The sequence below is a fragment of the Blastomonas sp. UPD001 genome (genome assembly GCF_003426715.1).
In the GTDB taxonomy this organism is placed as follows: Bacteria; Pseudomonadota; Alphaproteobacteria; order Sphingomonadales; family Sphingomonadaceae; genus Blastomonas.
Window position 1 is genome coordinate 1,552,492 of record NZ_QKVT01000001.1, and the last position, 24,061, is coordinate 1,576,552.

A 24,061-nucleotide genomic window follows, 5' to 3' on the forward strand; every position below is an offset into this window, starting at 1 on the left:
CGCCCGCGCGGTAACGCCGAATTCGTCCGACAGATCGGAGATGGTATAGCTGTCCCGGTTCTGCAGATCGGGTGTGTCGATGCGGCCAAGGGTCGAACGGTCGTGCATGACACCCGGGCTACATTCCCTTGACGTAAACGTCAAGTAAAATTCATCCTTCGCACAGTCTCCTGACCGATCGGCCCTGCGCGCTCGCCGCTGCCGCGTTGCCCGGCTCGACCAGCGCGAACGAGGCCCCGGCCAGGCTCGCCCTGTCGCTGCACAAGGCCGCGCAGGCCGCAGGCACGCTGCCGGGCAGCGCCAGCGCATTGCCATCGAACTGCGCCGAAAAGCGGCATCCGGCAATCGCATCGCCATCGCCGTCGCGCGAGAGGGTGAAGGCAGCGGTCTCGCCCGCAAGCCTCGCGCTGCCCGTACCCTCGCACTGACTCGACGCGCCGAACGTCACCAGCATGCCAACCTTGTAGCCGCTGGCCCGGTTGCCGCGGGCGCAAAAGGCATCGCTGCCGGCCTGCGAAACGCTGCAGCCGGCCAGCAGCAGGCAGGCGGGCAGCGCGACGCGCATCAGGCGATCCGCTCCAGCGATCCGTCCGCCGCCACCCGGCGATAGAAGCACGAGGGCGCGCCGGTATGGCAGGTGGGGCCCGCGGGCGAGGCGATCACCCAGACCGCGTCCTGGTCGCAGTCGATGCGCAGTTCGACGAGCTTCAAGACATTGCCCGAGCTTTCGCCCTTCTTCCACAGGCTCGCGCGCGAACGCGACCAGAAATGGACCTCGCCGGTCTCGACCGTCAGCCGCAGCGCCTCTTCGTTCATGTGCGCGACCATCAGCAGCGCGCCGCTCGCCGCATCGGTGACGCAGGCGGTGATCAGGCCTGCGGCATCATATTTGGGGTCCAGGTCCAGCCCGGTTTCGCGGATATCGGCCATATCGCCCGGTTAATCGCACCCAGCGCCCCGCGCAACACGGTTAACGAAAAATGACCTGTGACAAATGCAAGACAAACCCCATATGCGCCCCTATAGGGGTGCCGAACCACCCGGCTGCAACCGAATCGGGCGCGCAACATGATCACCACACATCCTTTTGACGACGACAAGCTGCGCGAAGAGTGCGGCGTTTTTGGCGTGGCCGGTGCGGTCGACGCCGCGGCGATGGTCGCTTTGGGGCTGCACGCGCTGCAGCACCGCGGCCAGGAAGCGGCGGGCATCAGCAGCTTCGACGGCCGCCATTTCCACAACCACAAGGCGCTCGGCCATGTGGCGGGGAATTTCGACAGCGAAGAGACGATGCGCGCGCTGAAAGGCGACTGGGCAATCGGCCATGTCCGCTATGCCACCACCGGCGAGACCGCGCTGCGCAATGTACAGCCGCTCTATGCCGAGCTCTCCTCGGGCGGCTTTGCCATCGCGCATAACGGCAATATCTCGAACGCGATGAAGCTGCGCCACGATCTGGTGCGCACCGGATCGATCTTCCAGTCGACCTCGGACACCGAGACGATCATCCATCTGGTCGCCACCTCGCGCTACCGGACATTGCTCGACAAGTTCATCGATGCGCTGAAGCAGGTCGAAGGCGCCTATTCGCTGATCTGCCTGACCGATAGCGGCATGATCGCCTGCCGCGATCCGCTCGGCATCCGCCCGCTGGTCATGGGCCGCATCGGCGACACCGTGATCTTCGCCTCGGAAACGGTGGCGCTCGACATTGTCGGCGCGGAATTCGTGCGCTCGGTCGATCCGGGCGAGCTGGTGGTGGTGAGCGGCGGCGAGATCCGGTCGCACCGCCCCTTTGCCGACAAGGCGCAGCGCCCCTGCATCTTCGAGCATGTCTATTTCTCGCGCCCCGATTCGATTGTCGACGGATCGTCGGTCTATTCGGTGCGCAAGGCGATCGGCGCGCAGCTGGCGATGGAGAACCCGGTCGAGGCGGACTTGGTCGTCCCCGTGCCCGACAGCGGCACCCCGGCAGCAATCGGCTATGCCCAGCAATCGGGCCTGCCGTTCGAGCTCGGCATCATCCGTTCGCATTATGTCGGCCGCACCTTCATCCAGCCGGGCGATGGCGTCCGCCATCTCGGCGTCAAGCTCAAGCACAATGCCAACAAGCCGCTGATCGCGGGCAAAAGGCTGGTGCTGATCGACGATTCGATCGTGCGCGGCACCACCTCGCTCAAGATCGTGCAGATGATGCGCGATGCCGGCGCGGCCGAGGTGCACATGCGCATCGCCAGCCCGCCGACGATGCACAGCTGCTATTATGGCGTCGACACGCCCGAGCGCTCCAAGCTGCTCGCCGCGCAGAAATCGATCGAGGAAATGCGCCAGTTCATCCAGGCGGATTCGCTGTCCTTCCTTTCGATCGATGGCCTGTACCGCGCGCTCGGCGAAGCCAGCCGCAACGATGACCGCCCGCGCTATTGCGATGCGTGCTTCACCGGCGACTATCCCACCACGCTCACCGATCTGGCCGAACGCGACCAGCCCAACCAGCTGACCCTGTTGGCCGAACGGGTCGCCGGCTGAGGACTGCACTACCATGACCGAAAAGAACCTGCAGGGCCAGCTCGCCCTGGTCACCGGCGCGAGCCGCGGCATCGGCGCGGCGACCGCCAGGTCGCTGGCGGCGCGCGGCGCGCACGTCATCCTGACCGCGCGCACGGCCAAGGACCTGGAAGCGGTCGAGGACGCGATCTTCGAGGCCGGCGGCAGCGCGACCATCGCCCCGCTCGACCTGACCGATGGCGACAGCATCGCCCGGCTTGCCGCCGCGATCGGCGGACGCTGGGAAGCGCTCGACATCCTGGTGCTCAACGCCGCGATGCTGGGCAGCCTCGGCCCCGTGCCGACAATCGATGGCGGCGAACTCAACCGCGTGATGACGCTCAATGTGCTCAGCACCCAGGCGATGATCGCGCATTTCGACCCAATGCTGCGCAAGAGCGCGCACGCCCGCGTGATCGGACTCACCAGCTCGGTCGCCGCCACACCCCGCGCCTATTGGGGCGCCTATGGCGCATCCAAGGCCGCGCTCGAGGTGCTCATCGCGGCCTATGGCGAGGAAATGCGCAACATCGGCAAGGTCCGCACCGCGATCGTCGATCCGGCGCGCACCCGCACCGCGATGCGCGCCAAGGCCTATCCCGGCGAAGACCCCGCGACGGTGAAACTGCCCGACGTGGTGGGAGAGGCGATTGCGGAGCTGGTCTCGGGCGAGTTCGAGACGGGGACGAGGGTCGTGCTGGAGGGGTGACCCTTCACATCCCAGGTTGAGCCAAGTTCAGCAGACCAGCCACTCCGACTACTGCACCACCCTGCTCTCATAGACCGGCCTTCCCCCCGGTAGCAGATGCGCGGCCATGAATTCGGCCGTGCGTTTGGCGAGCGACTGGCCGTCGACAGTGCGGACGAAGAAGCCGCTTCCGTTGAAATCATGCCCCGCCCCTGCGAGCGTGTAGAAGGTGAAGGGCACGCCGACCTGGCGCGCGCGATCGGTGAGTTCGGTGGCTTCGGTGAAGGAAACGGTGGTGTCCGCAGTGCCGTGCATCACGAACAGCGGGGCCTCTCCCGCCTGAAGGTCGGTGTCGCGAAACAGGCCGCCCCAGTAATCGACCACCACGCGCGGTTCGGGCCTGGCGATGCCATAGGGGTTGAGCGAATAGGCGGTGTGCAGCACGGTATAGGCACCGGCTGACGAACCCCAATAGGCGATGCGTGCAGGATCGATGCAGAAGGCAGCGGCATTGGCCTGCATCCAGCGCAGCGCGCGCACCGAATCCTCCACCGCCGCCACAAAGGCGGTCACGCGAGGCGATTGCTGCGTCGGATCGAGCGCGCGATAATCGCGTTCGAACGCAGCGAATTCGCTCGAGATAGTCGGATTGTCGCCCTGCAGACGGTACTGGATCGAGATGAGGTTGATGCCGAGCGGGGCGAGCTCATCGGCCATCGCGACGACCTGCTGCCCCTTGCGGCTGCCGCCGACAAAGCCGCCGCCGTGCACGTAGAGCACGGTCGGGCGCGGCGCGGTGCAGGCCTGGTTGGGCCGGTAGCTGTCAAGGAACAGCGGGATCGAGCCGCTGCTGGTCGGCCCATCGCCATAGCGGATATCGGCACTGAGCACAGCGCCGCTTGGCGGAGGCGCAGGAGTGGGTGTCGGGCTCGGTGCAGCACCGCCGATGTCGTGCTGCCGATCGCGGTCGCGCTGTTCCGCGCGACGGGTCCGTGCATGAACCTGGCGGTCGCGATCTATGTCGCGCATCTGATGGGCGTCGAGCTGGGCCCGGTGGCGCTGGTCGCGGGCGTCGCCGCAGCCGCGATCACCACCATGGGTGCGGTATCGCTGCCCGGTTCGATCAGCTTCATCAGCTCGATCGCGCCGATCTGCATCGCCATGGGCGTGCCGGTCGAGCCGCTCGCGCTGCTGTTGGCGATCGAGGTGTTCCCCGATATCATGCGGACCCTGAGCAACGTGACCATGGACATGGCCGTGACGACAACTATTGCCCGTGCCGAAGGAGACAAGGAATGATCTATCGCAAGCTGGGCGGGCTTCAGGTGTCCGCGCTGGGGCTGGGCTGCATGCCGATGGCCGGCATCGGTACGGCGATGTACGGCAAGGCCGATCATCGCGAATCGATCGCCACGCTCGAGCGCGCGATCGAACTCGGCGTCACCTTCTTCGATACCGCCGAGGTCTATGGCCCCTATATCAACGAGGAGCTGCTGGGCCAGGCCATTCGCGGCCGTCGCGACCGGCTGGTCATTGCCACCAAGTTCGGCTTCAAGATCGAGGATGGCGGCTATCGCGGCGTCGATTCGAGCCCGGAAAATGTGCGTCGCGCCTGCGAGGGCTCGCTCAAGCGGCTCGGCATCGACACGATCGACCTCTATTACCAGCATCGCGTCGACCCCAATGTTCCGATCGAGGAGACGGTCGGCGCGATGTCGCGGCTCGTCGAAGAGGGCAAGGTGCGCTACCTGGGGCTGTCCGAAGCGGGGCCCGAGACCATTCGCCGCGCCGATGCCACCCACCCGATCGCCGCGCTGCAAAGCGAATATTCGCTCTGGGAGCGCGGAGTGGAAGCGGAAATCCTGCCGCTGTGCCAGGATCTCGGCATCGGCTTCGTGCCCTACAGCCCGCTGGGCCGGGGCTTCCTGACCGGCCAGATCAGCCAGCGTTCGGACCTGGCCGAAGGCGACTACCGGCTCAATGACCCGCGCTATTCGGAAGAGAATTTCGCGATCAACATGGGACTGGTCGACGTGGTCGAACAGATCGCGGTCGCGCACCGCGTCTCGCCTGCGCAGATCGCGCTCGCCTGGCTGCTGGCGCAGGGCGAGGACATCGTGCCAATCCCCGGATCGAAGCGCCGCGCGACGCTGGAGGATTCGATGGCGGCGGTAAACGTGTCGCTGACTGCTGCCGATCTCGACGCGCTCGATGCCGCTGCCCCGCCCGGATCGACCGCCGGCCAGCGCTATGGCGAGATGGGCATGACCATGGTCCGGCTCTGAGACCACGCACCCTGGCGGCTGCCGTCGCGTCCGCCGGGTTTATATCGCGATGTTACAAAGCGAATTCCGAAACGCCATCAATCTGTAATTGCTGCGACGCACAAAAGACGCCTGGAGGATGCAGAGGGCGCGCATTCCACTCAATCTGAGGACATGCGCAATGCCCCGTTTCCCTGTTCGCGTCTCGATGCTTTCGCTCGCCATCGCCCTGTCGGCCAGCCCCGCGTTCGCGCAGGATCAGGTGGAAAGCGAAAGCCGCGATGACAACACCATCATCGTCACCGCGCAGAAGCGCGAGCAGTCGATCCAAGACGTGCCGCTGACCGTCTCGGCGATCAACGGCGAGCAGATGGACAAGATCGGCATCGACGAGTTCGACGAGCTGTCCGCCTATATTCCCGGCCTCAACATCCAGGAGCAGAGTGCGAACAATCCGGGCTTCGTCATCCGCGGCATCACCTCGGATTCGGGCAGCGCGCAGATCGCGCCGCGCGTGACGATCTATCTGAACGGTATCGACGTGTCGCGTTCGCGCGGATCGTATTTCGACCTGTTCGACATCGACCGGGTCGAGGTGGTCAAGGGACCGCAGGCGACCCTGTTCGGCACCGCCGCGACCATCGGCGCGATCTCGGTCATCACCGCCAAGCCCGAGCCGGGTTTTTCGGCCGACCTGCGCGGCAGCTACGGCAATTTCAACCTCTATGAAGGCCGCGCGATGATCAATGTCGGCAACGACAAGATCGCCGGGCGCATCGCCGCATCGTACAAGAAGCGCGACGGCTATGTCCGCAACATCGCGGGCGATGCCGGCACGACCTCGGCGCGTACCACGGCGAACAATCAGGCGGACCTCAACGGCATCGACCAGTTCGCCGTTCGCGGGTCGCTGCGCATCTGGCCGACCGCCGAGAGCACGATGGACTTCGTGTTCAACTATGAACAGCAGCGCAACCCCGGCACCGCGTTCAAGTCCGGGTCGATCGCGCCGACGGGCGGCACCACCAGCCCATTCACCTTTGCCGAACTGGGCGGCGCGCCCGCCGATCTCAGCCGCGCGATCCTGGGCCTGCCCAGGCTGGGTCTCAACCGCGAGGTCTATGACGCCAGCGTCACCTTTCAGACGCCGATGGGCGGCGGCTGGTCGCTGACCTCGATCACCGGCTATCGCAAGTTCGACAGCCTCGAGACCTTCGACGCCGACGGCACAGCCTTGTTCTTCCTCGAGTTCGCCGAGGACGCGCAAGGCGAACAGATGAGCCACGAAACCCGCTTCGCCTATGACAGCGAGCGGCTGCGCGGCTTTTTCGGCTTCAACATCTTCCACGAGCAGGGCACCCAGGCCGTGCCGTTCGTGACCGACGAGGGCACCTATATCAGCTGCGCACCCTTCCCCGCCTTCGCGCCGGTGCGCAACAATGTCGCTGCCGCGCTCGGCGTACCGGGCGCTTCGACCTGCGCCGCGCTCAACAGCCCCAACCCGGCGCGCAACGCCACCGCGATCCTGACGCGGGGCGGGGCCAGCGTGCTGCCGTACAGCAGTTCGTTCACCAATGGCGGCAAGAACACGGTCTATTCGGCCTTTGCCGACCTCACCTTCGACGTGTCCGACCGGTTCGAGCTGTCCGCTGGCGTGCGCTATCTGTATGAGGAACGCGCCTCGACCTATACCGCGCGCCAGCCCGGCAGCCAGATTTTCGCGTCCTTGGGCGTGCGCGGCGTATCGCTGCTCGGCGCGGCCGATACCGCCGGACAGGTGTTTCGCGTCCGCGACAATTTCGATGCGTGGCTGCCGCGCTTCAACGCACTCTACCGCGTCACCGACGAGGTGAACGTCTATGCCACCATCTCCAAGGGCCGCCGCTCGCCGGTGCTGAACCTGAGCGCCAGCGCGACGGCGGCTGGGCCGGTGCCCAATTTCACGCTCGTGCCGGAAGAGAAGATCTGGAACTACGAGGGCGGCGTCAAGGCGAGCTTCGGCGGGTTCTCGGGCTCGATCGGTGCTTTCTACCAGGACTATTCCAACTTCCAGACCAGCTTCTTCAACCAGCAGGGCCAGACCGTGCCAGTCAACGCGGGCAATGCCGGCAATTTCGGGGTGGAAGTCGAAGGCGCGCTACGGATCGGCAACAACGTCCGCCTGTTCGCCAACTATGCCTATATCGATGCCAAGATCGAATCGCCCAACCCGGCGTTCCAGGACAACCGCTTCCGCCTGCAATCGAAGCACAAGGCCGCAGCCGGGATCGACGTGACCGTTCCGGTAGGCGACAGCGCCGAGCTGTTCCTCTTCCCGACGGTCACCTATTCGAGCAAGCAGTTCTTCGAAATCCCGAACAGCGAGCGGCTGAGCGAGAACGGCTATCTGCTGGTCAATGCCCGTGCGGGCGTGCGCTTCGATGACGGGCGCTACGAGATCACCGCCTTTGCCCGCAACCTCACCAACGAGGATTATCTGATCGACGCGGGCAATACCGGTGGCGCATTCGGCACCGCGACCTTCATCGCGGGCGAACCTCGGTTGTACGGCGTGCAGGTCGCGGCGAAGTTCTGAACGGCACGGTGCCGTGAAAGCCCTCCCCCTTGATGGGGGAAGGCGGGTAGCGCTCAACCCCGTAGCACCTCGACCCCGCCCATATAGGGCACCAGCGCCTCCGGCACGCGGACCGAGCCATCGGCCTGCTGGTAGTTCTCGACGATCGCGACCAGGGTTCGCCCGATCGCCAGCGCCGATCCGTTGAGCGTGTGGACGAACTCGGTGCCCTTCTCGCCTTCGGGCCGGTAGCGCGTGTTCATCCGCCGCGCCTGATAGTCGCCGCAGTTCGAGATGCTGGCGATCTCGCGATAGGCATTCTGTCCAGGAAGCCAGACCTCCAGGTCATAGGTCTTGCGGCTGGCCTGGCCCATATCGCCCGCGCACAGCAGCATCTTGCGATACGGCAGCCCCAGCGCCTGCAGGATCGCTTCAGAGGCGGCGCACATGCGCTCGTGCTCGGCCTCGGACTGGTCGGGCGCGGCGATGGTGACCAGTTCGACCTTCTCGAACTGGTGCTGGCGGATCAGCCCGCGCGTGTCGCGCCCCGCAGAGCCCGCCTCGGAGCGGAAGCAGGGCGTCAGCGCGGTCAGCCGGATCGGCAGTTCTGCGGCGGTCAGGATCTGCTCGCGCACGCTGTTGGTCAGGCTGACCTCAGAGGTGGAGATCAGCCAGCGGCCGTCGGTGGTCTGGAACAGATCCTCGGCGAACTTGGGCAGCTGGCCGACGCCGAACACGGCCTCGTCGCGCACCAGATACGGCGTCGCGCATTCGTTGTAGCCGCGCGCGACCTGCGCATCGAGCATGAACTGGCCGAGCGCACGGTTGAGCCGCGCGATGCCGCCGCGCATGAAGGTGAAGCGCGCGCCCGAAATCCTCGCTGCGGTCTCGAAATCCATGCCGAGCGCCGGGCCGATATCGGCATGTTCCTTCGGCTCGAAATCGAATTGCGGCTGGTCGCCCCAGCGGACAAGCTCGACATTGCCGGTCTCGTCCTCGCCCTCGGGCACATCGGCCGCCGGCAGGTTGGGCAGCGCAGCAAGCCGCTCGGCGAGCGCAGCGTCGCTCGCGCGCGCCTGCTCCTCGAGCTCGGTGAGCCGGGCCTTGAGCTCGGCCACCTCGGCCTTGAGCGCATCTGCCCTTTCCGCATCCTTTTGCGCCATGGCCTGGCCGATCAGCTTCGATGCCTCGTTGCGCCGCGCCTGCGCCGCCTGCGATTCGTTCAGCGCCTCGCGCCGCTTCGCGTCGAGCGCGATGATTTCGGCTGCCACCGGCGGCTGCCCCTTGCGGACCAGTCCGGCGTCAAAGGCTTCGGGGTTTTCGCGGATGAATTTGATGTCGTGCATGGGACCGCGAATCGGCTTGGTCGTCTTTGTCTGGCGATACTGCTTCACTTGCGCCGGCGGCGTGTCGGCGACATGCACCGCGCCACCGCCGATGATCGCTCCGCCGCAGGTGCAGGCGCACAGTTTTGCCAAGGCCATCCGTACAGACATTGTGTTTTCTCTCTCAGACCTGGGGCCCAATCCGGGGCCCGTGGAGCAAGAACCAGGGGCCGGGTCAGCGTCCCGATATGCAATGCAAGCCAGAACAAAGCGTTAATCTCAATGGTGTTAACCTTGATTTGACCTGGGGCGCGACAAAAATCTTCGGCATTTCGGCGTGTCTGCGGCCTGCTGTCCCGATTTGGAACCGAAAAACGCGACAAAATTAACCGATGCCATCCACCATCGCGCTTTGCCCGGGCCGGATTTGCGCTTGACGGTACGGCCTTCGCGGATGCGGCAGGAAAACCACCGAACCGCCCCTGATTCTCAAGTTTTTGCCGCTTGTACGGCCCCAAACCGCTGGCTATAGGCCGCTGCAACCTAAGGCCGACGAGACGTGCCTGATCTGGGCGCGGAGCGGCGGTGCTGCAAACACCACCGGGAGCATTCAATGGCGTCCATCTCCACGGCTATCGATGACATCGATGTGCTGGCCAAGGCGCGCAGGAACATCGCGGGCGATTATTTTCCCTCGCCTGACGAAGACTATATGTCCGCGCGCCAGCTGGAATATTTCCGCACTCTTTTGCAGGAATGGAAGCGTTCCATTCTGGCCGCATCCAAGGACACGCTGCAGCAGTTGCAGGATGGCCCGATGCGCGAGCCCGATCTCAACGATCGCGCCTCGAGCGAGACCGACTGGGGCATCGAACTGCGCACCCGCGATCGCCAGCGCAAGCTCATCGCCAAGATCGATTCCGCGCTGCGCCGGATCGACGAGGGCGAGTACGGCTATTGCGAGGTCACCGGCGAACCGATCGGGCTAGGCCGGCTGGTCGCCCGCCCCATCGCGACGATGACGGTCGAGGCGCAGGAAGCGCATGAGCGCCGCGAGAAAATCTCGCGCGACGACTGACAGCCGACCTGCCTGGCAGGCAGCGGTTAACCAATTGGCGACACTCTTGGCGCTATAAGAGAGGCGTGCATCGTTTTCCGCCATTTTGGGGGGAACAAGCCTCTCCTGCCGCCTGGAAGCCAGACCGATGAATATGCCTGTCAGCCCGAATTCTCTCGACACCCAGGAGAGCCGTGCGAGAGACAGCCTGTTCCTGCTCGCCGAACTCACGCTGGAAGACAGCGGCGAGCGCCACAAGGTCAAGGTGCGCAACCTCTCGAGCGGCGGGATGATGGTCGAATCGGATATCGAGATCGAGCAGGGCCAGCGGATCGTCGCCGACCTGCGCAATATCGGGCCGGTGCGCGGCCAGATCGCATGGGTGCGCGGCGAGAAGTTCGGCGTGGCGTTCGATCGCCCGATCAACCCCAAGCTGGCGCGCAAGCCGGTCGGAACCGCGCAGGAAACGCCGCGATTCCTGCGCGTGCTCGATGCCTATAGCCCGTCCTTTCGGCGTCAGCGCTGACCGGACCGTCCGGCCATCCTAACCATCGTTGGCAGCGCGGGGCAGTTCGCCGTTCTGCGCGCCGATGCTTTGCGGGGCGAGCCGCTGGTTGGCAGGGCTGCCCGTGAACGCGATCGGATGGCGCAGCGTGCGATAGGGTCCGATATGCGGCGCAGCCATGTCCATGAAGAACCCGGTCGCCTTGAGATGCGGATCGTCTGGCACCTTCTCGATCGGGTTGAAGCGCATCGCCGGAATGTCCTCCTTGTCGAGCAGCTCGACCCATTCGTCGGTCGTCTTGGTCGCAGCGACCTCCTCGATGATCGCGTAGAGCTCTCCGGTATGCTTGGTGCGCTCCTCGTAGGTTGAAAAGCGCGGATCCTCGAACACGCCCGGCCGCCCGCCGATCTCGAAGAATCGGGCCCATTGCCGGTCGACATACGGAACGATGGCGATGAAGCCGTCCCTGGTCGGATAGGGTCGGCGCCGGGGATTGATCGAGCGGGTATAGCCGAACCTGCCTTCGCCGGGGAACGTCTGGCCGTACAGGTTCTCGACCATGTTGAAGAAGGTGAAGCATTCGAACATCGGCACCGAGACGAACTGCCCCTCGCCGGTGCGCTGCCGGTGCACCACGGCGGCGAGCGTCGCGATCGTCGCGAACAGCCCCACCGTCTTGTCGGCGACCAGCGACGGCGTGTAGCTGGGCGGACCGTCCGAACGCTTGGCATAGAGATCGGCCCAGCCCGATGCGGCCTGCACCAGATCGTCATAGGCCTGGCGCTTGCCATAAGGTCCATCGGCGCCATAGCCGCAGCAATGGACATAGATGATATTCGGGTTGATCGCCTTGACCGAGTCATAGTCGAGGCCGAGCCGCGCCATTCCGGCCATTCGGACATTGTGGAAGAACACATCGGCTTCGCGCAGCAGCGCCTCGAGCTGCGCCTTGCCCTGCTCCTCGCGTCCGTCGATCGTCACCGATTTCTTGTTGCGATTGAGCGCCATGAAGATCGGCCCGAGATCACCCGTCGGCGACGATCCAGCATAGCGCATCATGTCGCCGGCATGGGTGCCGCCCTTGTTCTCGACCTTGATGACGTCCGCGCCCATATCGGCGAGCATCATCGTGGCGAGCGGCCCCATCACGACGCTCGACATGTCCAGAACGCGAACGCCGGCCAGGGGCCCGGTCGCCGCGACATCGCTTATCGTCCAGATTGCTTCAGCCACTCGGGCGATCCTCCTTGCTGATCATTGTCATACCCACTGTCACTTTATGGTCACATAGGTCGAGTAAATGTTCGATATTGAGACCAAATGTAAGTAAAACCGCCATATTGGTCGGACTTGCCCGTTGCGGATAGCTCCAATGTGGAGCTAATGTCGGCCCCGCCGGAAGGGGTGTTTCGGTTTCGCACGACGAGTCGCATCCGTTCCCGTTGGGGGCTTTATGATACTGGGACTTTTTGAGAGCGCTGAGCAGCGTCGCAAGGACACGCGCGACCTGGACAACATGTTCAAGCGCTATGGCGATGACATCATCAACGTGCTGCAGGCGCGTGTCGACGACGAGAAACTGCGCGACCGCGACCGCAAGCATTGGGCGCGGCTCCTGCGCAAGGCCAAGTCGCGCTTCGGCTGAGCCTGACAGGCAGGGCATCATGCCATCACCGCTGCCGATCGCGTCGAAGGACCGGCACGGGCGGAACGTGCATGTGATGCGGTGACAGAGACAATGCCCGGCAGCGCCATGGCAGCAGGCCCGTCCAGCCGATCACGTTCACAGGGCACGCCGATGCGCGCTGCCCGGCCAAGACGCAGCACCCATGCGACCGGCTCGTCCGAAAGGCTGACATCCATCCCCGCATCCCGCCGTTAATCGTTCGGTTAACAACGGGATGCGGGAGAAAATCCCTCGCGTCAATGCCCAGTTATGCCAGGCCCCGCTCGGCGCCCGGCGGGGCTCAGTCGCCGGTCAGGATGCGGTCGACCAGCTGCTTCACCGTCGGCACGAAGCCGTTGGAATAGAAGGGATCGGTGCCGAAATTATACGCGGCGTGCCCAGCGAACATCAGGTTCTTGTCCGGGTCCTCGCCATGCGCGATATTCTGCAGCGCCTTCTGGATGCAGAAGCTGCGCGGATCGGCGAGATAGCCGGTCGAGTTGTTGTCATGGTCCTTCCACGACGAGAAGGCGCAGTGCGACAGACAGCCCATGCAATCGGTCTGGTCCTTGCGGATTTCGGCGCGCTCGTGCGGAGTGACGAAGACCAGCGTGTTGTCCGGCGTCTTGAGCGCGGTGGTGAACCCTTGCGCATCCCAGCGGCGGGCGCGCTGCAGGTCGCCCGGCGCGACCCAGAAATTCTTGCCCTTGACCCCGCAATCGAGCTGCACGGTATGTTCGCCAGCCATTTCGGTCGAGAACGGGATCTGACGCTCCGAGCGCGCTTCGAGCGACCGGAGGAAGGGGTTGCGCACCGCGCTCGAATAGAAGCCGGTCGGGCTGAAGCGCTGGAGCAGCACATCGCCCTCCTTGATCCTGGTCAGCTCGTCCTTCCACTTCTGCGGGATCGGGCTTTCCTGCGTCAGCAGCGGACGGGTGCCGTACTGGAACGCGATCTGGCCGAGCTCGGGATTGTCGATCCAGTGCTCCCAATCGCGCAGATACCACACGCCGCCGGCCATGATGATCGGCACGTCGTCGGAAATGCCCTCTGCGCGCATCGTGTCGCGCAGCGCCTTGACGCGCGGATAGGGGTCCTGCGGCTGGCGCGGATCCTCGGCGTTCGACAGGCCGTTGTGCCCGCCCGCGAGCCAGGGGTCTTCATAGACCACCGCTGCCATCAGCTGGCTGACCTTGTGATAGGCGCGCTTCCACAAGGCGCGGAAGGCGCGCGCCGAGCTGATGATCGGCAGGTAGTTGACGTTATATTGCGCAGCAATTTCGGACAGCTTGTAGGGCATGCCCGCCCCGCAGGTGACGCCCGCGACCATGCCGCGCGTGCGCTCGAGGATGCCGTGCAGGATCTGCTGCGCGCCGCCCATTTCCCACAGCACGTTGATGTTGATCGCGCCCTGACCGCCGGCGATCTCGAATGCGCGCTTGACCTGCGCGACACCGCCTTCGATGCCGTAGCGTATCAGTTCCTGGTGCCGTTCGGCGCGAGTGCGGCCGTGATAGATTTGCGGGATGACATTGCCGTTCTCATCATAGCTGTCGGCATTGACCGCCGACACCGTACCGATGCCGCCTGCCGCTGCCCAGGCACCCGAACTGGCGTGATTGGTGGCGGAAACCCCCTTGCCGCCCTCGATCAACGGCCAGACCTCGCGCCCGCCATAGATGATCGGTTTCAAACCCTTGAACACGTATCCGCTCCCACATTGCCCCATGCCGGTATAGGCATGCTGCGCACAAAAAGACCAATGAAAAACCGTCAGACCCGGCTGTCGGTTGCCTGCTACGATCCGGGCTGTTCGCAGCCCCTGATCCTGCCCGGCTCCAGCGCCGGACCAACCGCTTCAAAACGCGCGAAATAGCCCGCGATATCAGGCTTCTCGATAAATTCGACGAGCTTGTAGCCGACCGCCTCGAACTCGCAGAACAACAGCTTGGGCGGAATGCCGTGGCGGTTGGTCGGGCGGTCGACATCCACCACGATCACCTGCCCGCCCTTTTTCAGCGCCGGCCGCAGCCGCGCGATGAACGCATAGGGCTCGGTCACCTCATGATACATGTGCACCATGAAGATGCGGTCGAAACTGTCCTGCGGCAGGCGCGGATCGTCGACATCGCCCGGCTTGATCGAGACATTGTCGAGCCGCTCGCGCTCGACGCGCGTGCCCAGCCGCTTGAGCGCCGCATCGTCGATATCCTGCGCCAGCACGCGGCCTTCGGCCCCGACCCGCTCGGCGAGCCGGACGGTGTAATAGCCATTGCCCGCGCCGATATCGGCCACGGTCATGCCTGGCCTGATCCCGGCCAGGTCCATCACCTTGGTCGCCTCGTTGCGGTCGTCGCGGGCTTCCTCGTTCGAAAATTCGTTGCTGACCACGCCGGCCACCGGGCGGTCGGCGCGGGGAAAGGCGCGCGCCGTCTCGGGTCGGTCGCTTTCGTCACCGGCAGCCGGCTGGCACGCGGCGAGCACCGCCGTTGCCAGCAGCAACCACGAAAACCGACCCGGACGGTCAGTCGACATCTTCGACGTCCACCTTCTCGCCGGTCACCTTCTGCGACAGCGCCGCCGCCATGAACGGATCGATCGCACCATCGAGCACGTCGCCGGGCGAGGTGGAGGTGACGCCGGTGCGCAGGTCCTTCACCAGCTGATAGGGCTGCAGCACGTACGAGCGGATCTGGTGCCCCCAGCCGATCTCGGTCTTGGCCGCATATTCGCCCGAAGCCTCGGCCTCGCGCTTCTGCATCTCCGCCTCGTACATCCGCGCCTTGAGCATGTTCATCGCGGTCGCGCGGTTCTTGTGCTGCGACCGGTCGTTCTGGCTGGCGACGATGATGCCCGAAGGAATGTGGGTGATGCGCACCGCGGAATCGGTGGTGTTGACGTGCTGTCCGCCCGCGCCCGAGGCGCGATAGGTATCGATCTTGAGATCGCTTTCCTTGATGTCGATCTCGAAGCTGTCGTCGATCACCGGATAGACCCAGACGCTCGAGAAACTGGTGTGCCGCCGCGCCGAGCTGTCATAGGGCGAAATGCGCACCAGCCGGTGCACGCCGCTTTCGGTCTTGGCCCAGCCATAGGCGTTCTCGCCCTTGATCAGCAGCGTCGCGGACTTGATGCCCGCCTGTTCGCCCGCATGATAATCGACCAGTTCGACCTTGTAGCCGCGGCGCTCGGCCCAGCGCGAATACATGCGCTGCAGCATCTCGGCCCAGTCCTGGCTCTCGGTGCCGCCGGCCCCTGCATGGACTTCGAGATAGGTATCGTAGCTGTCGGCCTCGCCCGCGAGCAGCGCCTGCACCTTGTCGCGCTCGGCGCGCTCGGAAAGCGCCTTCAGCGTCGCCAGCCCCTCGGCGACGGTCTCGTCGTCGCCTTCGGCCTCGCCCAGCTCGACGAACTCGATCGCATCGGCCATTTCCTGGCTGATCTTGTTGACCGTGCCGATCGCCTGTTCGAGCCGCCGCCGCTCGCGCATCACCTCTTCGGCCGATTTGGGATCGTTCCAAAGCGTCGGGTCCTCGACGCGCGCGTTCAGCTCGTCGAGGCGACGCAGCGCGCGGTCCCAGTCCAGGAACTTGCGGACCAGCGCCAGCGCGGCGTTGATGGTATCGATATGGGCCTGCCCTTCGGCACGCATGGGGTCACTCCTGAATAAATCGTGCCGCGCTCTAGCCTATCGCCCGGCAATCGCAAAGCCCTGCGGATATGGTGATTGAACTTGCGCGGCGATAGCCTAGATTCGCAGGATGCACGGCACACCCGGCCCGGTCACCATCGATCTCAACATGCTGATGCGGGCCTATGCCATCGGCATCTTCCCCATGGCCGATGCGCGCGACGATGTCGACGTCTTCTGGGTCGAGCCCGAAATGCGCGCGATCCTGCCGCTCGATGGCTTCCGCTTTTCCACCTCGCTGCGCAAGGCGGTGCGGCAGGACCGGTTCACCGTCACGTGCAACCGCGCGTTCGACAAGGTCATCGCGATGTGCGCCGAAAGCGCCAAGGGGCGCGAGCAGACCTGGATCAACCGCACGATCGAGGCGAGCTTCATCGCGCTGCACAGACAGGGCCGCGCCCATAGCGTGGAATGCTGGCGCGACGGCGAGCTGGTCGGTGGGCTGTACGGGGTCGAGATCGGCCGCGCCTTTTGCGGCGAGAGCATGTTCAGCCGCGCGACCGATGCCAGCAAGGTGGCACTCGCCTGGCTGGTCGCGGCGATGCGCAAGGGCGGGCTGACGCTGCTCGACTGCCAGTTCATCACCCCGCATCTCGCCTCGATGGGGGCAATCGAAATTCCGCAGGGCGACTATCTCGAGCTGCTCAACGAGGCGATCTGCGATTCGCCGTTCGCGCCGCCGCGCGTGCAGCGGCCGCATCCGGTAATGCCGGGGCTTTATTCGGTGTCGGTCGAAGGCGTTGCAGGACCGGGGGCCGGGCCAGGTGCCGAATCGGGGCTCGTCGCCGGATTTGCCGCATTGGCGGGAGCGGACGCAGTGGGCGCAGCCGACGAGCCGCCCTTGGCTGTTTCCTCGACCGGCGCATCCTCGCCCGGATATTCCATCGCGCACTTCTTGACCCAGACGTCATAGATCGGGTGCTCGACGACGTTGAGCGACGGCGATTCCTTGAACACCCAGCCCGAGAACACGCGCTTCCACACCGGATCGGACGAGCGCGTGGCGCGCTCCTGCACCAGCAGTTGCACGAAGGCGCCGGTCTCGGGAACCTGCTCCCACGGCGCGGTGCGCTCGCAGGCGGAAAGCCGGACGATCGCATTGCCGATGCGGCGCGATTCGCCGGGCTTCATTTCCAGGTCGCGGGTCTCGCCGTTGCGCTTGTTGAGCAGCGCGATGGTGGCGACGCGCTGCGCCATGGGCGTCGCTTCGCCCGCTGCAGCGGCCTGGACCGGCGGCGGGGTGGAAGGACGAAGCGGCACCTTGCCGGTGGCCGCCCGCTGTTCGGACTTCAGCAGCTGGTCGCCGAACTGCATCCAGCCATAGACGCCTGCCCCTGCGAGCGCAGCGATGACGATGATGATGGCGAGGATTCGCCCGCGCGTCACGCCTCGGGCGTCCACGCTTCATAATCGCCGGTGGCGGCGGCGCGAACGCCGCCTCGCTCCAGCGCGCCGGCCGGGCGATAGGCGGAAGGCGTGCCGGTCAGGTTGGGGACATAGTCCTTTTCCCAGATGCGCGGCGGCGGCAGATGGCTTTCGGGAATGGCGTCATAGCTGTGGTGCAGCCAGCCGTGCCATTCGGACGGAACGCGGCTCGCGTCGTTGGCGCCCTTGTACAGCACCCAGCGGCGCTCCTTCTGGCCCTTTTTGGGCTTGGAACGGAAATAGGTGTTGCCCTGATGGTCTTCGCCGACCTTTTCGCCGTTCAGCGCGCTGAACAGATGCGTTCCGACGGTCGCACCGTCCCACCAGGTGAAGATCTTTGCCAATAGTCCCATGAGCGCCCGCTTAATGCCAAGCGACCGAAAGGGGAAGATGCTTTTGCACCGAAAAGGCCGGGCAACGCGGCTTTGCAGCCGCCGACAAAGGCGAAGCGGGACGGCATGGCCATCCCGCTTCTATCCGTGGGTGCGACCCGTCGGAATGTGTCGGCCGGAGCGCGGGCGCCCCGGCACAGGAATTCAGCCGGCCAGCGCCATCTGCTTGTCGGAGACAAGCCGGTGCATCGCCTTTTGCAGCTTCTCGAACGCGCGCACCTCGATCTGGCGGACGCGCTCGCGGCTGACGTTGTAGACCTGGCTCAGTTCCTCGAGCGTCTTGGGGTCATCGACCAGTCGCCGTTCGTTGAGAATGTGCCGCTCGCGCTCGTTCAGCGACTGCATCGCCTCGCCGAGCAGCGCGTGGCGCATTTCGGCTTCCTGCGCTTCGGCGACCGCGACGTCCTGCAGCGGCGCATCGTCGGTCAGCCAGTCCATCCACTGGCCGTCGCCATCCTCGCGCATCGAGACGTTGAGCGACGCATCGCCGCCCATCGCCATGCGGCGGTTCATGTTCACGACCTCGGTTTCCGACACGCCGAGCTTGGTGGCGATGGCGGTCACGTCATCGGGATGCAGATCGCCGTCCTCGAACGCGCGCAGGTTGTTCTTCATCCGGCGCAGGTTGAAGAACAGCTTCTTCTGCGCCGCAGTGGTGCCCATCTTCACGAGGCTCCAGCTGCGCAGGATATATTCCTGGATAGACGCCTTGATCCACCACATCGCATAGGTCGCGAGGCGGAAGCCGCGATCGGGCTCGAATTTCTTCACGCCCTGCATCAGACCGATATTGCCTTCGGAAATCAGCTCGCTCACCGGCAGGCCATAGCCGCGATAGCCCATCGCGATCTTCGCCACGAGGCGCAGATGCGAGGTCACCAGCTGGGCAGCGGCTTCGGGATCCTGATGTTCCTGATAGCGCTTGGCCAGCATATATTCCTGCTCGGGCTTGAGCAGCGGATATTTGCGGATCTCGGTGAGGTAACGGTTCAGGCTGGCCTCTCCGCCAAGGGCGGGGATGGTGGCCGGGACACTACGGGTCTCGCTCATTTTTTCCCTTTCTGCCAATCCGTTATGCGGGCCTCGATGGAGCACCCGTCATGGGGATCGCATTTCGACTTGCAACCTAAACACGCAATTTATCCAAAAGTTCCGCCATGTCGGCCGGAATCGGACTAAAAAAGTCGCATTCAGATCCAGTCACCGGATGTATAAACCCCAGCCGCTGGGCATGCAATGCCTGACGGCGGAAATCCGCCGCCTTGAGCAGGTCACGCAGGGGATTGGGCGGGCGCGAATAGAGCGGATCGCCGAGCAGCGCATGGCCGATGCTGGCCATGTGCACGCGCACCTGGTGCGTGCGCCCGGTCTCCAGCCGGCACTCGATGCGCGTGGCGTCCTTGAGTCGCTCCTCGGTGGTATAGTGGGTCACGGCGTGCTTGCCGCGCCCCTCGCCCACGAGTGCCATCTTCTTGCGGTCATGATCGCTGCGGCCGATATTGCCGCGCACGGTGCCGCTGGCAGGGTTCGGTCGCCCCTGCACGATCGCGACATAGCGCCGGTTGATCGAGTGCTCGGCGAACTGCGCGGCGAGGCCCAGATGCGCGGCATCGGTCTTGGCGACGACGAGCAGGCCCGAGGTGTCCTTGTCGATCCGGTGGACGATCCCTGGCCGCGCGACCCCGCCAATGCCCGAGAGCTGGCCGGCGCAATGGTGCAGCAGCGCGTTGACCAGCGTGCCGTCGGCATGGCCGACGGGGGCTTGTCGACCACCAGCAGATATTCGTCCTCATAGGCGATATTCAGCGCGATCGCCTGCGCCTCGGCGTCGAGCGGCTGCGCCTGGGGCAGCGCGATGGCATAGGCCATGCCCGCCGCCAGCTTGACCGAGGGCCGGTTGGCGATCCTGCCGTCCAGCGTCACCGCGCCTTCGAGGATCAGCGCCTTGACCCGCTCGCGCGACAGCTCGGGCTCGGCCTGGGCGAGCCCGGCATCGATGCGCAGCCCTGCCGCGCTCTCGGGGATCGTGCCGGTCCTGACCTCGCCTGCGGAACTGGTACTGGATTGCCGGTCATTCATCGCTATCCTCTGGCCGATGCCGGTCCTGCTTTCAAGCGCGCTCCACCACCAGCTGCTGGCCGAGGCGGCGGCGGCATTCCCGCACGAATGCTGCGGGCTGCTGTTCGGCACGCCCGACCGGATCGACGCGGCGCAGCCTTGCGCCAATGTCGCCGGCAATCCGCTCACGACGTTCGAGATCGATCCCGCGGCGCTGATCGCGGCCGAGCGCAGGTCGCGCAGCGGCGGGCCCCGGCTGCTCGGCTATTATCATTCGCACCCCCATGGCCATGCCGAGCCGTCGGTCCGCGATGCCATGGATTGCGCGCGCGACGGGCGGCTCTGGCTGATCGTCGCCGGCGACACGATCACCGCCTGGCGCGCGACCGAAGGGGGGGCGCTGCACGCGGCGTTCGATCCGGTGACGATCCTTCCCTCCAGCCCGTGACCGGCACCATTGATCGCCGGGAGAACCCGATGACGTTACAGGATGCTGCATTAAGGCTTGAACCCGTGCGGCATTTTCGCCACATCGGCCCCAAGCAGCAATGGACCGTTATTTGCGCTTTTCTTGCCGATCCCCAGTTCTTTCCGATCATTGCCACAAGGCCAGCATCCCATCATGCCCAGTTCCGCAGACCTGAACGAAACCGAACTCGCCAGCCTGTTGTGCTCGCGCCTGTGCCATGACCTGCTCAGCCCGATCGGCGCGATGAACAAAGGTCTGGAGCTGCTCGCCGACGAGACCGATCCGGAGATGCGCGCCCGCTGCATCGAGCTGCTGACCGACAGCGCGCGCGCTTCCGCCAACAAGCTCAAGTTCTTCCGCCTGGCCTTTGGCGCAGCGGGAGGCTTTGGCGACAAGGTCGATGTCAGCGAGCCGCGCCAGCTGATCGAGGGCCTTGTCGCCGACAAGCCGCGCGTCGAGCTGCAATGGCATGTCCCCAGCGCGATGCTCGCCAAGCCGGCGGTCAAGGTGCTGCTCAACCTCGCGCTGATCGGGCTCGATGGCCTGGTGCGCGGCGGTCAGCTGATCATCGCGGCGGAGGAGCAGGACGGTGCCTGCGAGATTGCGGTCAACGCGACCGGTCCCAAGGTGGTGATCGATGAATCGCTCGCCGCCGCGCTGCAGGGCGATATCGGGGCCGCGGTGCTGAGCCCGCGCACGGCGCCCGCGTTCATGATCGAGCGGATTGCCCGCGCGCACGGCGGGACCATCCAGCTCGCCGCCGCGCCGGAATCGCTGGTCATCGGGGCGATGCTGCGCGTCTGAACGCTGGCCGCAACGCCACAGCGCAACCTGATCTTAACCATATTCGGCGCAAACCGTCCGCCAGCGCTAGCGGACGGTGACGATGGACGACCTGATTCAGGAATTTATTGCTGAGACCCGTGAAACGCTGGACGCGCTTGCCAGCGAGCTGGTGCTGTGGGAGCAGAACCCGCGCGACAGCGAGCGGCTCGATGCGATCTTCCGCTTCGTCCACACCGTCAAGGGCAGCTGCGGCTTCCTCAATCTTCCCCGTTTCGAGCGGCTGAGCCATGCGGCAGAGGACGTGCTGGCGCAGGTGCGCGAAGGACGCCGCGAGGCCTCCGCGCCGCTGGTCGACGCGGTGCTCGCGGTGATCGACAGGATCGGCGAGCTGATCGTCGTCATGGAAACCGGCGAGGCCTTGCCCGACAGCACCGATGCCGATCTGATCGCCGCGCTCAATCGCGATATCGCACCGCCGCTGCCCGAACCCGACGAGGAAGAGATCGCCGTTCCCGAAACGCGCGATCTGGCGCGGCGACAGGCGGTGGTACGATCGATCCGCGTCCCGCTCGAGCTGATCGACCATCTGATGAACGGCGTGTCGGACATGGTGCTGGCGCGCAACGAGGTCGCCCGCTGCCTGCGCGACGAGCAGAACGGCACCACGCTGGAAAATGCGTTCGAGCGGCTTTCCGCCTGCATAGCCGATATGCGCGATGCGATCGGCCAGACGCGGATGCAGCGGATCGAGCGCATCTTCTCTCCTCTGCCCCGGCTCGTGCGCGACCTGTCCGCGGACCTGGGCAAGCAGGTCGATCTGCGCACCTCGGGCAGCAATGTCGAGCTCGATCGCGAGATGATCGAGATGATCCGCGATCCGCTCACCCATATCATTCGCAACTCCATCGATCACGGCATCGAATCGCCCGCCGCGCGGCGGACCGTCGGCAAGCCCGAGACCGGTCGGCTGAACATCGCCGCGCGCCAGTCGGGCAACCAGATCCTGATCGAGATCAGCGACGACGGGCGCGGTATCGATACCGAAAAGCTCGTCGCCCGCGCGCTCGCCGCGCGCATCCGCAATGCGTCCGAAGTTACCGGGCTGAGCGAGCGTGCGCGGCTCGAACTGATCTTCGCGCCCGGGCTTTCGACCGCCGACCATGTCAGCGCCATCTCGGGTCGCGGCGTCGGCATGGACGTGGTGCGATCGAATATCGAGCGCATCGGCGGGTCGATCGACCTGGAAAACAATCCCGGCCGGGGATTGCGCGTCATCCTGCGCGTGCCGCTGACGCTGACGATCATCCCGTGCCTGACGGTCCGGGCGGGCGGACAGGAATTCGCGATGCCGCGCTCGGCGATCCGCGAGATCCTGTTCGACAATAACAGCCAGGTCCGCATCCAGCAGGTCGGCGGTTGCGATCTTGCCTATATTCGCGGCGAATGCCTGCCCTATGTCGCGCTCGAGACCCTGCTCGGGCTCGATGTCGATGCGGAGCCGCAAACGCGGCACCGCACGATCGTCTCGGTCAACGCCGCATCGGACCTGCGCTATGCGCTATCGGTCGAGGCGGTGATCGATCACGAGGAGCTGGTCGTGCGCCCCGGCGCGCCGGTGATCATGGCCGATGGCCTGTACGCGGGCACCACCCTGCCCGACAACGGTCGTCCGATGCTGCTGCTCGATCCGCTGGGCCTGGCGCACCGTGCACGGCTCAACGAAATGCCCCGTCCGGTCCAGGAGCTGGAGGATGCGGCAGGCAGCACAGCGAAGATCGACGGCGGTTCGGCGCTGCTGTTCAAGGAACTGAGCGGCGAGCTGCGGCTGATCGCGCTCGCCGCCGTCGAGCGGGTCGAGGATGTCGACAGCAACCGGCTCGCCATGGCGGCCGGCCAGGTCCGGCTGAGCATCGACGGCGAAAGCCGCGCCGTGATCGGCCTGGCGGCGCGCCCCGAAACCCCCTTTACCAAATTGCTGCATCTGACCGATGGCCGCGTCCAGGCGCTCTATGCGGTCGATGACGTGATCGACATCGTCCGCCTGCCCTCGCATGTCGAGCCAGCGCCGCAGCCCGGCCTGATCGGCGGAGTCGCGCTGATCGGCGATCTGCAGATCGAGGTGCTCGACGTGCACTGGATCTTCAGCATGCTGCTCGGTGTCGCACCCGCCACCGACCGGCCGATCTGCCACCTGATCGGGCAGGACGATGCGTGGACGCGCAGCATCCTCGCACCGCTGGTGGCGGCAGCCGGCTACAAGCCCGTGGTGTCGCGCCCCGAGGATTCGATCGAAGGCGAGGCGGCCATCAGCATCATCGTGGGCGATCTTCCCGTCGCCCCGGCCCGGTTCGCCGGCCAGGTGATCCGCCTCAGCGACACGCTCGCATCCGCCAATGCCGATGCGAACACCATCTATCGCTATGACCGCGCCGGCCTGCTGGGCCGTCTGATCGCGGGGCAGCAAAGGCAGAGCGCATGAAGGACCTCTTTCTCATCGCGGTCATCGCGGGCGAGACGGTGGCGTTTCCATCGGAGCGAATCGACAGCGTCGTCAAGGTGCGCGAATCGGTTCCGGTTCCATCCGCCGCACCGTTCATCTCGGGGCTGTTCGCGTTGCGCAGCCGCGTGCTGACC

The 24,061-nt window shown here is 65.3% G+C and carries 24 protein-coding genes and 1 pseudogene; 12 read left to right on the forward strand and 13 right to left on the reverse strand.

What is annotated here, in order from left to right; translation table 11 throughout:
* Window positions 1-151: 151 nt before the first annotated feature.
* Window positions 152-565: a hypothetical protein gene (locus DM995_RS07910; RefSeq protein WP_116969076.1), complete on the reverse strand. Its 414-nt coding sequence runs from the start codon at window positions 563-565 to the stop codon at window positions 152-154.
* Window positions 565-930: a phosphoribosyl-AMP cyclohydrolase gene (hisI, locus tag DM995_RS07915; RefSeq protein WP_023838309.1), complete on the reverse strand. Its 366-nt coding sequence runs from the start codon at window positions 928-930 to the stop codon at window positions 565-567. Before hisI ends, DM995_RS07910 begins: the two co-directional genes overlap by 1 nt.
* Before the next feature lie 138 nt (window positions 931-1,068).
* Here hisI and purF point away from each other — a divergent pair, with 138 nt between their 5' ends.
* Both purF and DM995_RS07925 read left to right on the forward strand, forming a co-directional pair.
* Window positions 1,069-2,529 carry an amidophosphoribosyltransferase gene (gene purF, locus DM995_RS07920; protein ID WP_116969077.1) on the forward strand — a complete coding sequence of 487 codons (1,461 nt, stop codon included), beginning with the start codon at window positions 1,069-1,071 and terminating at the stop codon, window positions 2,527-2,529.
* A 13-nt stretch (window positions 2,530-2,542) separates the two neighbouring features.
* Complete coding sequence (locus tag DM995_RS07925) at window positions 2,543-3,256, forward strand: SDR family NAD(P)-dependent oxidoreductase (RefSeq protein ID WP_116969078.1); 714 nt, start codon at window positions 2,543-2,545, stop codon at window positions 3,254-3,256.
* A gap of 48 nt (window positions 3,257-3,304) precedes the next feature.
* Here DM995_RS07925 and DM995_RS07930 read toward each other — a convergent pair whose 3' ends face one another.
* The gene (locus DM995_RS07930) at window positions 3,305-4,126 is read right to left on the reverse strand and encodes an alpha/beta hydrolase (RefSeq protein ID WP_232824182.1); all 822 of its coding nucleotides are present in this window, start codon (window positions 4,124-4,126) and stop codon (window positions 3,305-3,307) included.
* Between DM995_RS07930 and DM995_RS07935 the strand changes: the two genes are divergently transcribed.
* The 3 genes from DM995_RS07935 to DM995_RS07945 all read left to right on the forward strand — a co-directional run bounded on the left by DM995_RS07935 (window position 4,112) and on the right by DM995_RS07945 (window position 8,074).
* Complete coding sequence (locus DM995_RS07935; RefSeq protein ID WP_502696605.1) at window positions 4,112-4,534, forward strand: cation:dicarboxylate symporter family transporter; 423 nt, start codon at window positions 4,112-4,114, stop codon at window positions 4,532-4,534. The two genes, DM995_RS07930 and DM995_RS07935, sit on opposite strands and share 15 nt — an antisense overlap.
* Window positions 4,531-5,520, forward strand: a complete 990-nt coding sequence (locus tag DM995_RS07940) for an aldo/keto reductase (protein WP_023836447.1) — start codon at window positions 4,531-4,533, stop codon at window positions 5,518-5,520. Before DM995_RS07935 ends, DM995_RS07940 begins: the two co-directional genes overlap by 4 nt.
* A 160-nt stretch (window positions 5,521-5,680) precedes the next feature.
* Window positions 5,681-8,074 carry a TonB-dependent receptor gene (locus DM995_RS07945; protein ID WP_232824184.1) on the forward strand — a complete coding sequence of 798 codons (2,394 nt, stop codon included), beginning with the start codon at window positions 5,681-5,683 and terminating at the stop codon, window positions 8,072-8,074.
* 53 nt (window positions 8,075-8,127) lie between these two features.
* Here the strand turns inward: DM995_RS07945 and serS are convergent, their stop codons facing one another.
* A complete protein-coding gene (serS, locus tag DM995_RS07950) occupies window positions 8,128-9,399 on the reverse strand; it encodes a serine--tRNA ligase (RefSeq protein WP_116970369.1) in 1,272 nt (423 codons plus the stop codon).
* Window positions 9,400-9,991: 592 nt separating this feature from the next.
* On the opposite strand from serS, the gene dksA reads away from it, so the two are divergent.
* On the forward strand, window positions 9,992-10,456 hold the full coding sequence (dksA, locus tag DM995_RS07955) for an RNA polymerase-binding protein DksA (RefSeq protein WP_023836443.1): 465 nt from the start codon (window positions 9,992-9,994) through the stop codon (window positions 10,454-10,456).
* 133 nt (window positions 10,457-10,589) lie between these two features.
* Window positions 10,590-10,961, forward strand: a complete 372-nt coding sequence (locus tag DM995_RS07960) for a PilZ domain-containing protein (protein WP_232824186.1) — start codon at window positions 10,590-10,592, stop codon at window positions 10,959-10,961.
* Window positions 10,962-10,979: 18 nt separating this feature from the next.
* Here the strand turns inward: DM995_RS07960 and DM995_RS07965 are convergent, their stop codons facing one another.
* Complete coding sequence (locus DM995_RS07965) at window positions 10,980-12,173, reverse strand: CaiB/BaiF CoA transferase family protein (protein ID WP_023836441.1); 1,194 nt, start codon at window positions 12,171-12,173, stop codon at window positions 10,980-10,982.
* Between the two features lie 220 nt (window positions 12,174-12,393).
* Between DM995_RS07965 and DM995_RS07970 the strand changes: the two genes are divergently transcribed.
* Window positions 12,394-12,585 (forward strand): hypothetical protein, encoded by a 192-nt coding sequence (locus tag DM995_RS07970; RefSeq protein WP_023836440.1) that lies wholly within the window; start codon window positions 12,394-12,396, stop codon window positions 12,583-12,585.
* A gap of 322 nt (window positions 12,586-12,907) precedes the next feature.
* On the opposite strand, the gene DM995_RS07975 is transcribed toward DM995_RS07970, so the two are convergent.
* The 3 genes from DM995_RS07975 to prfB all read right to left on the reverse strand — a co-directional run bounded on the left by DM995_RS07975 (window position 12,908) and on the right by prfB (window position 16,258).
* Window positions 12,908-14,311 carry an NAD(P)H-dependent flavin oxidoreductase gene (locus DM995_RS07975; protein WP_116969082.1) on the reverse strand — a complete coding sequence of 468 codons (1,404 nt, stop codon included), beginning with the start codon at window positions 14,309-14,311 and terminating at the stop codon, window positions 12,908-12,910.
* 92 nt (window positions 14,312-14,403) lie between these two features.
* Window positions 14,404-15,141, reverse strand: a complete 738-nt coding sequence (locus DM995_RS07980) for a class I SAM-dependent methyltransferase (protein WP_198669295.1) — start codon at window positions 15,139-15,141, stop codon at window positions 14,404-14,406.
* Window positions 15,131-16,258: a peptide chain release factor 2 gene (prfB, locus tag DM995_RS07985; RefSeq protein WP_116969083.1), complete on the reverse strand. Its 1,128-nt coding sequence runs from the start codon at window positions 16,256-16,258 to the stop codon at window positions 15,131-15,133. The genes DM995_RS07980 and prfB overlap by 11 nt, the downstream gene beginning before the upstream one ends.
* A gap of 109 nt (window positions 16,259-16,367) precedes the next feature.
* Between prfB and aat the strand changes: the two genes are divergently transcribed.
* Window positions 16,368-17,210, forward strand: coding sequence for a leucyl/phenylalanyl-tRNA--protein transferase (aat, locus tag DM995_RS07990; RefSeq protein ID WP_116969084.1), 843 nt, complete (start codon window positions 16,368-16,370; stop codon window positions 17,208-17,210).
* Between the two features lie 35 nt (window positions 17,211-17,245).
* On the opposite strand, the pseudogene DM995_RS22745 reads toward aat, so the two are convergent.
* From DM995_RS22745 to DM995_RS22885, 5 genes and pseudogenes are all read right to left on the reverse strand, one after another.
* A pseudogene (locus DM995_RS22745) lies at window positions 17,246-17,611 on the reverse strand (DUF2155 domain-containing protein); the annotation flags it as partial.
* A gap of 68 nt (window positions 17,612-17,679) precedes the next feature.
* Window positions 17,680-18,075 (reverse strand): NADH:ubiquinone oxidoreductase subunit NDUFA12, encoded by a 396-nt coding sequence (locus DM995_RS08000; RefSeq protein WP_023836434.1) that lies wholly within the window; start codon window positions 18,073-18,075, stop codon window positions 17,680-17,682.
* A 183-nt stretch (window positions 18,076-18,258) separates the two neighbouring features.
* Entirely contained in the window at window positions 18,259-19,164 is a 906-nt protein-coding gene (gene rpoH, locus DM995_RS08005; protein WP_023836433.1) for an RNA polymerase sigma factor RpoH, read from the reverse strand.
* 76 nt (window positions 19,165-19,240) lie between these two features.
* On the reverse strand, window positions 19,241-19,582 hold the full coding sequence (locus DM995_RS22880; RefSeq protein WP_502696584.1) for a pseudouridine synthase: 342 nt from the start codon (window positions 19,580-19,582) through the stop codon (window positions 19,241-19,243).
* Entirely contained in the window at window positions 19,543-20,079 is a 537-nt protein-coding gene (locus DM995_RS22885) for a hypothetical protein (RefSeq protein WP_502696607.1), read from the reverse strand. Before DM995_RS22885 ends, DM995_RS22880 begins: the two co-directional genes overlap by 40 nt.
* Between DM995_RS22885 and DM995_RS22890 the strand changes: the two genes are divergently transcribed.
* The 3 genes from DM995_RS22890 to DM995_RS08025 all read left to right on the forward strand — a co-directional run bounded on the left by DM995_RS22890 (window position 19,982) and on the right by DM995_RS08025 (window position 23,906).
* A complete protein-coding gene (locus tag DM995_RS22890; protein WP_502696606.1) occupies window positions 19,982-20,620 on the forward strand; it encodes a M67 family metallopeptidase in 639 nt (212 codons plus the stop codon). The genes DM995_RS22885 and DM995_RS22890 overlap by 98 nt on opposite strands.
* 174 nt (window positions 20,621-20,794) lie before the next feature.
* Entirely contained in the window at window positions 20,795-21,445 is a 651-nt protein-coding gene (locus DM995_RS08020) for a histidine phosphotransferase family protein (protein ID WP_116969086.1), read from the forward strand.
* 82 nt (window positions 21,446-21,527) lie between these two features.
* Complete coding sequence (locus DM995_RS08025; protein ID WP_116970371.1) at window positions 21,528-23,906, forward strand: chemotaxis protein CheA; 2,379 nt, start codon at window positions 21,528-21,530, stop codon at window positions 23,904-23,906.
* The last annotated feature ends 155 nt before the right edge of the window (window positions 23,907-24,061 follow it).

Bases quoted from the DNA above. Each gene is read 5' to 3' on its own strand.
- DM995_RS07910 (WP_116969076.1), bottom strand. From the start codon at position 565: ATGCGCGTCGCGCTGCCCGCCTGCCTGCTGCTGGCCGGCTGCAGCGTT.
- rpoH (WP_023836433.1), bottom strand. From the start codon at position 19,164: ATGAGCGAGACCCGTAGTGTCCCGGCCACCATCCCCGCCCTTGGCGGA.
- prfB (WP_116969083.1), bottom strand. From the start codon at position 16,258: ATGCGTGCCGAAGGGCAGGCCCATATCGATACCATCAACGCCGCGCTG.
- DM995_RS07925 (WP_116969078.1), top strand. From the start codon at position 2,543: ATGACCGAAAAGAACCTGCAGGGCCAGCTCGCCCTGGTCACCGGCGCG.
- hisI (WP_023838309.1), bottom strand. From the start codon at position 930: ATGGCCGATATCCGCGAAACCGGGCTGGACCTGGACCCCAAATATGAT.
- DM995_RS08000 (WP_023836434.1), bottom strand. From the start codon at position 18,075: ATGGGACTATTGGCAAAGATCTTCACCTGGTGGGACGGTGCGACCGTC.
- aat (WP_116969084.1), top strand. From the start codon at position 16,368: ATGCACGGCACACCCGGCCCGGTCACCATCGATCTCAACATGCTGATG.
- DM995_RS07980 (WP_198669295.1), bottom strand. From the start codon at position 15,141: ATGTCGACTGACCGTCCGGGTCGGTTTTCGTGGTTGCTGCTGGCAACG.
- purF (WP_116969077.1), top strand. From the start codon at position 1,069: ATGATCACCACACATCCTTTTGACGACGACAAGCTGCGCGAAGAGTGC.
- DM995_RS07970 (WP_023836440.1), top strand. From the start codon at position 12,394: ATGATACTGGGACTTTTTGAGAGCGCTGAGCAGCGTCGCAAGGACACG.
- DM995_RS07960 (WP_232824186.1), top strand. From the start codon at position 10,590: ATGCCTGTCAGCCCGAATTCTCTCGACACCCAGGAGAGCCGTGCGAGA.
- DM995_RS08025 (WP_116970371.1), top strand. From the start codon at position 21,528: ATGGACGACCTGATTCAGGAATTTATTGCTGAGACCCGTGAAACGCTG.
- DM995_RS22880 (WP_502696584.1), bottom strand. From the start codon at position 19,582: ATGGCACTCGTGGGCGAGGGGCGCGGCAAGCACGCCGTGACCCACTAT.
- DM995_RS22890 (WP_502696606.1), top strand. From the start codon at position 19,982: ATGCCCGCCGCCAGCTTGACCGAGGGCCGGTTGGCGATCCTGCCGTCC.
- serS (WP_116970369.1), bottom strand. From the start codon at position 9,399: ATGCACGACATCAAATTCATCCGCGAAAACCCCGAAGCCTTTGACGCC.
- dksA (WP_023836443.1), top strand. From the start codon at position 9,992: ATGGCGTCCATCTCCACGGCTATCGATGACATCGATGTGCTGGCCAAG.
- DM995_RS08020 (WP_116969086.1), top strand. From the start codon at position 20,795: ATGCCCAGTTCCGCAGACCTGAACGAAACCGAACTCGCCAGCCTGTTG.
- DM995_RS07945 (WP_232824184.1), top strand. From the start codon at position 5,681: ATGCCCCGTTTCCCTGTTCGCGTCTCGATGCTTTCGCTCGCCATCGCC.
- DM995_RS07940 (WP_023836447.1), top strand. From the start codon at position 4,531: ATGATCTATCGCAAGCTGGGCGGGCTTCAGGTGTCCGCGCTGGGGCTG.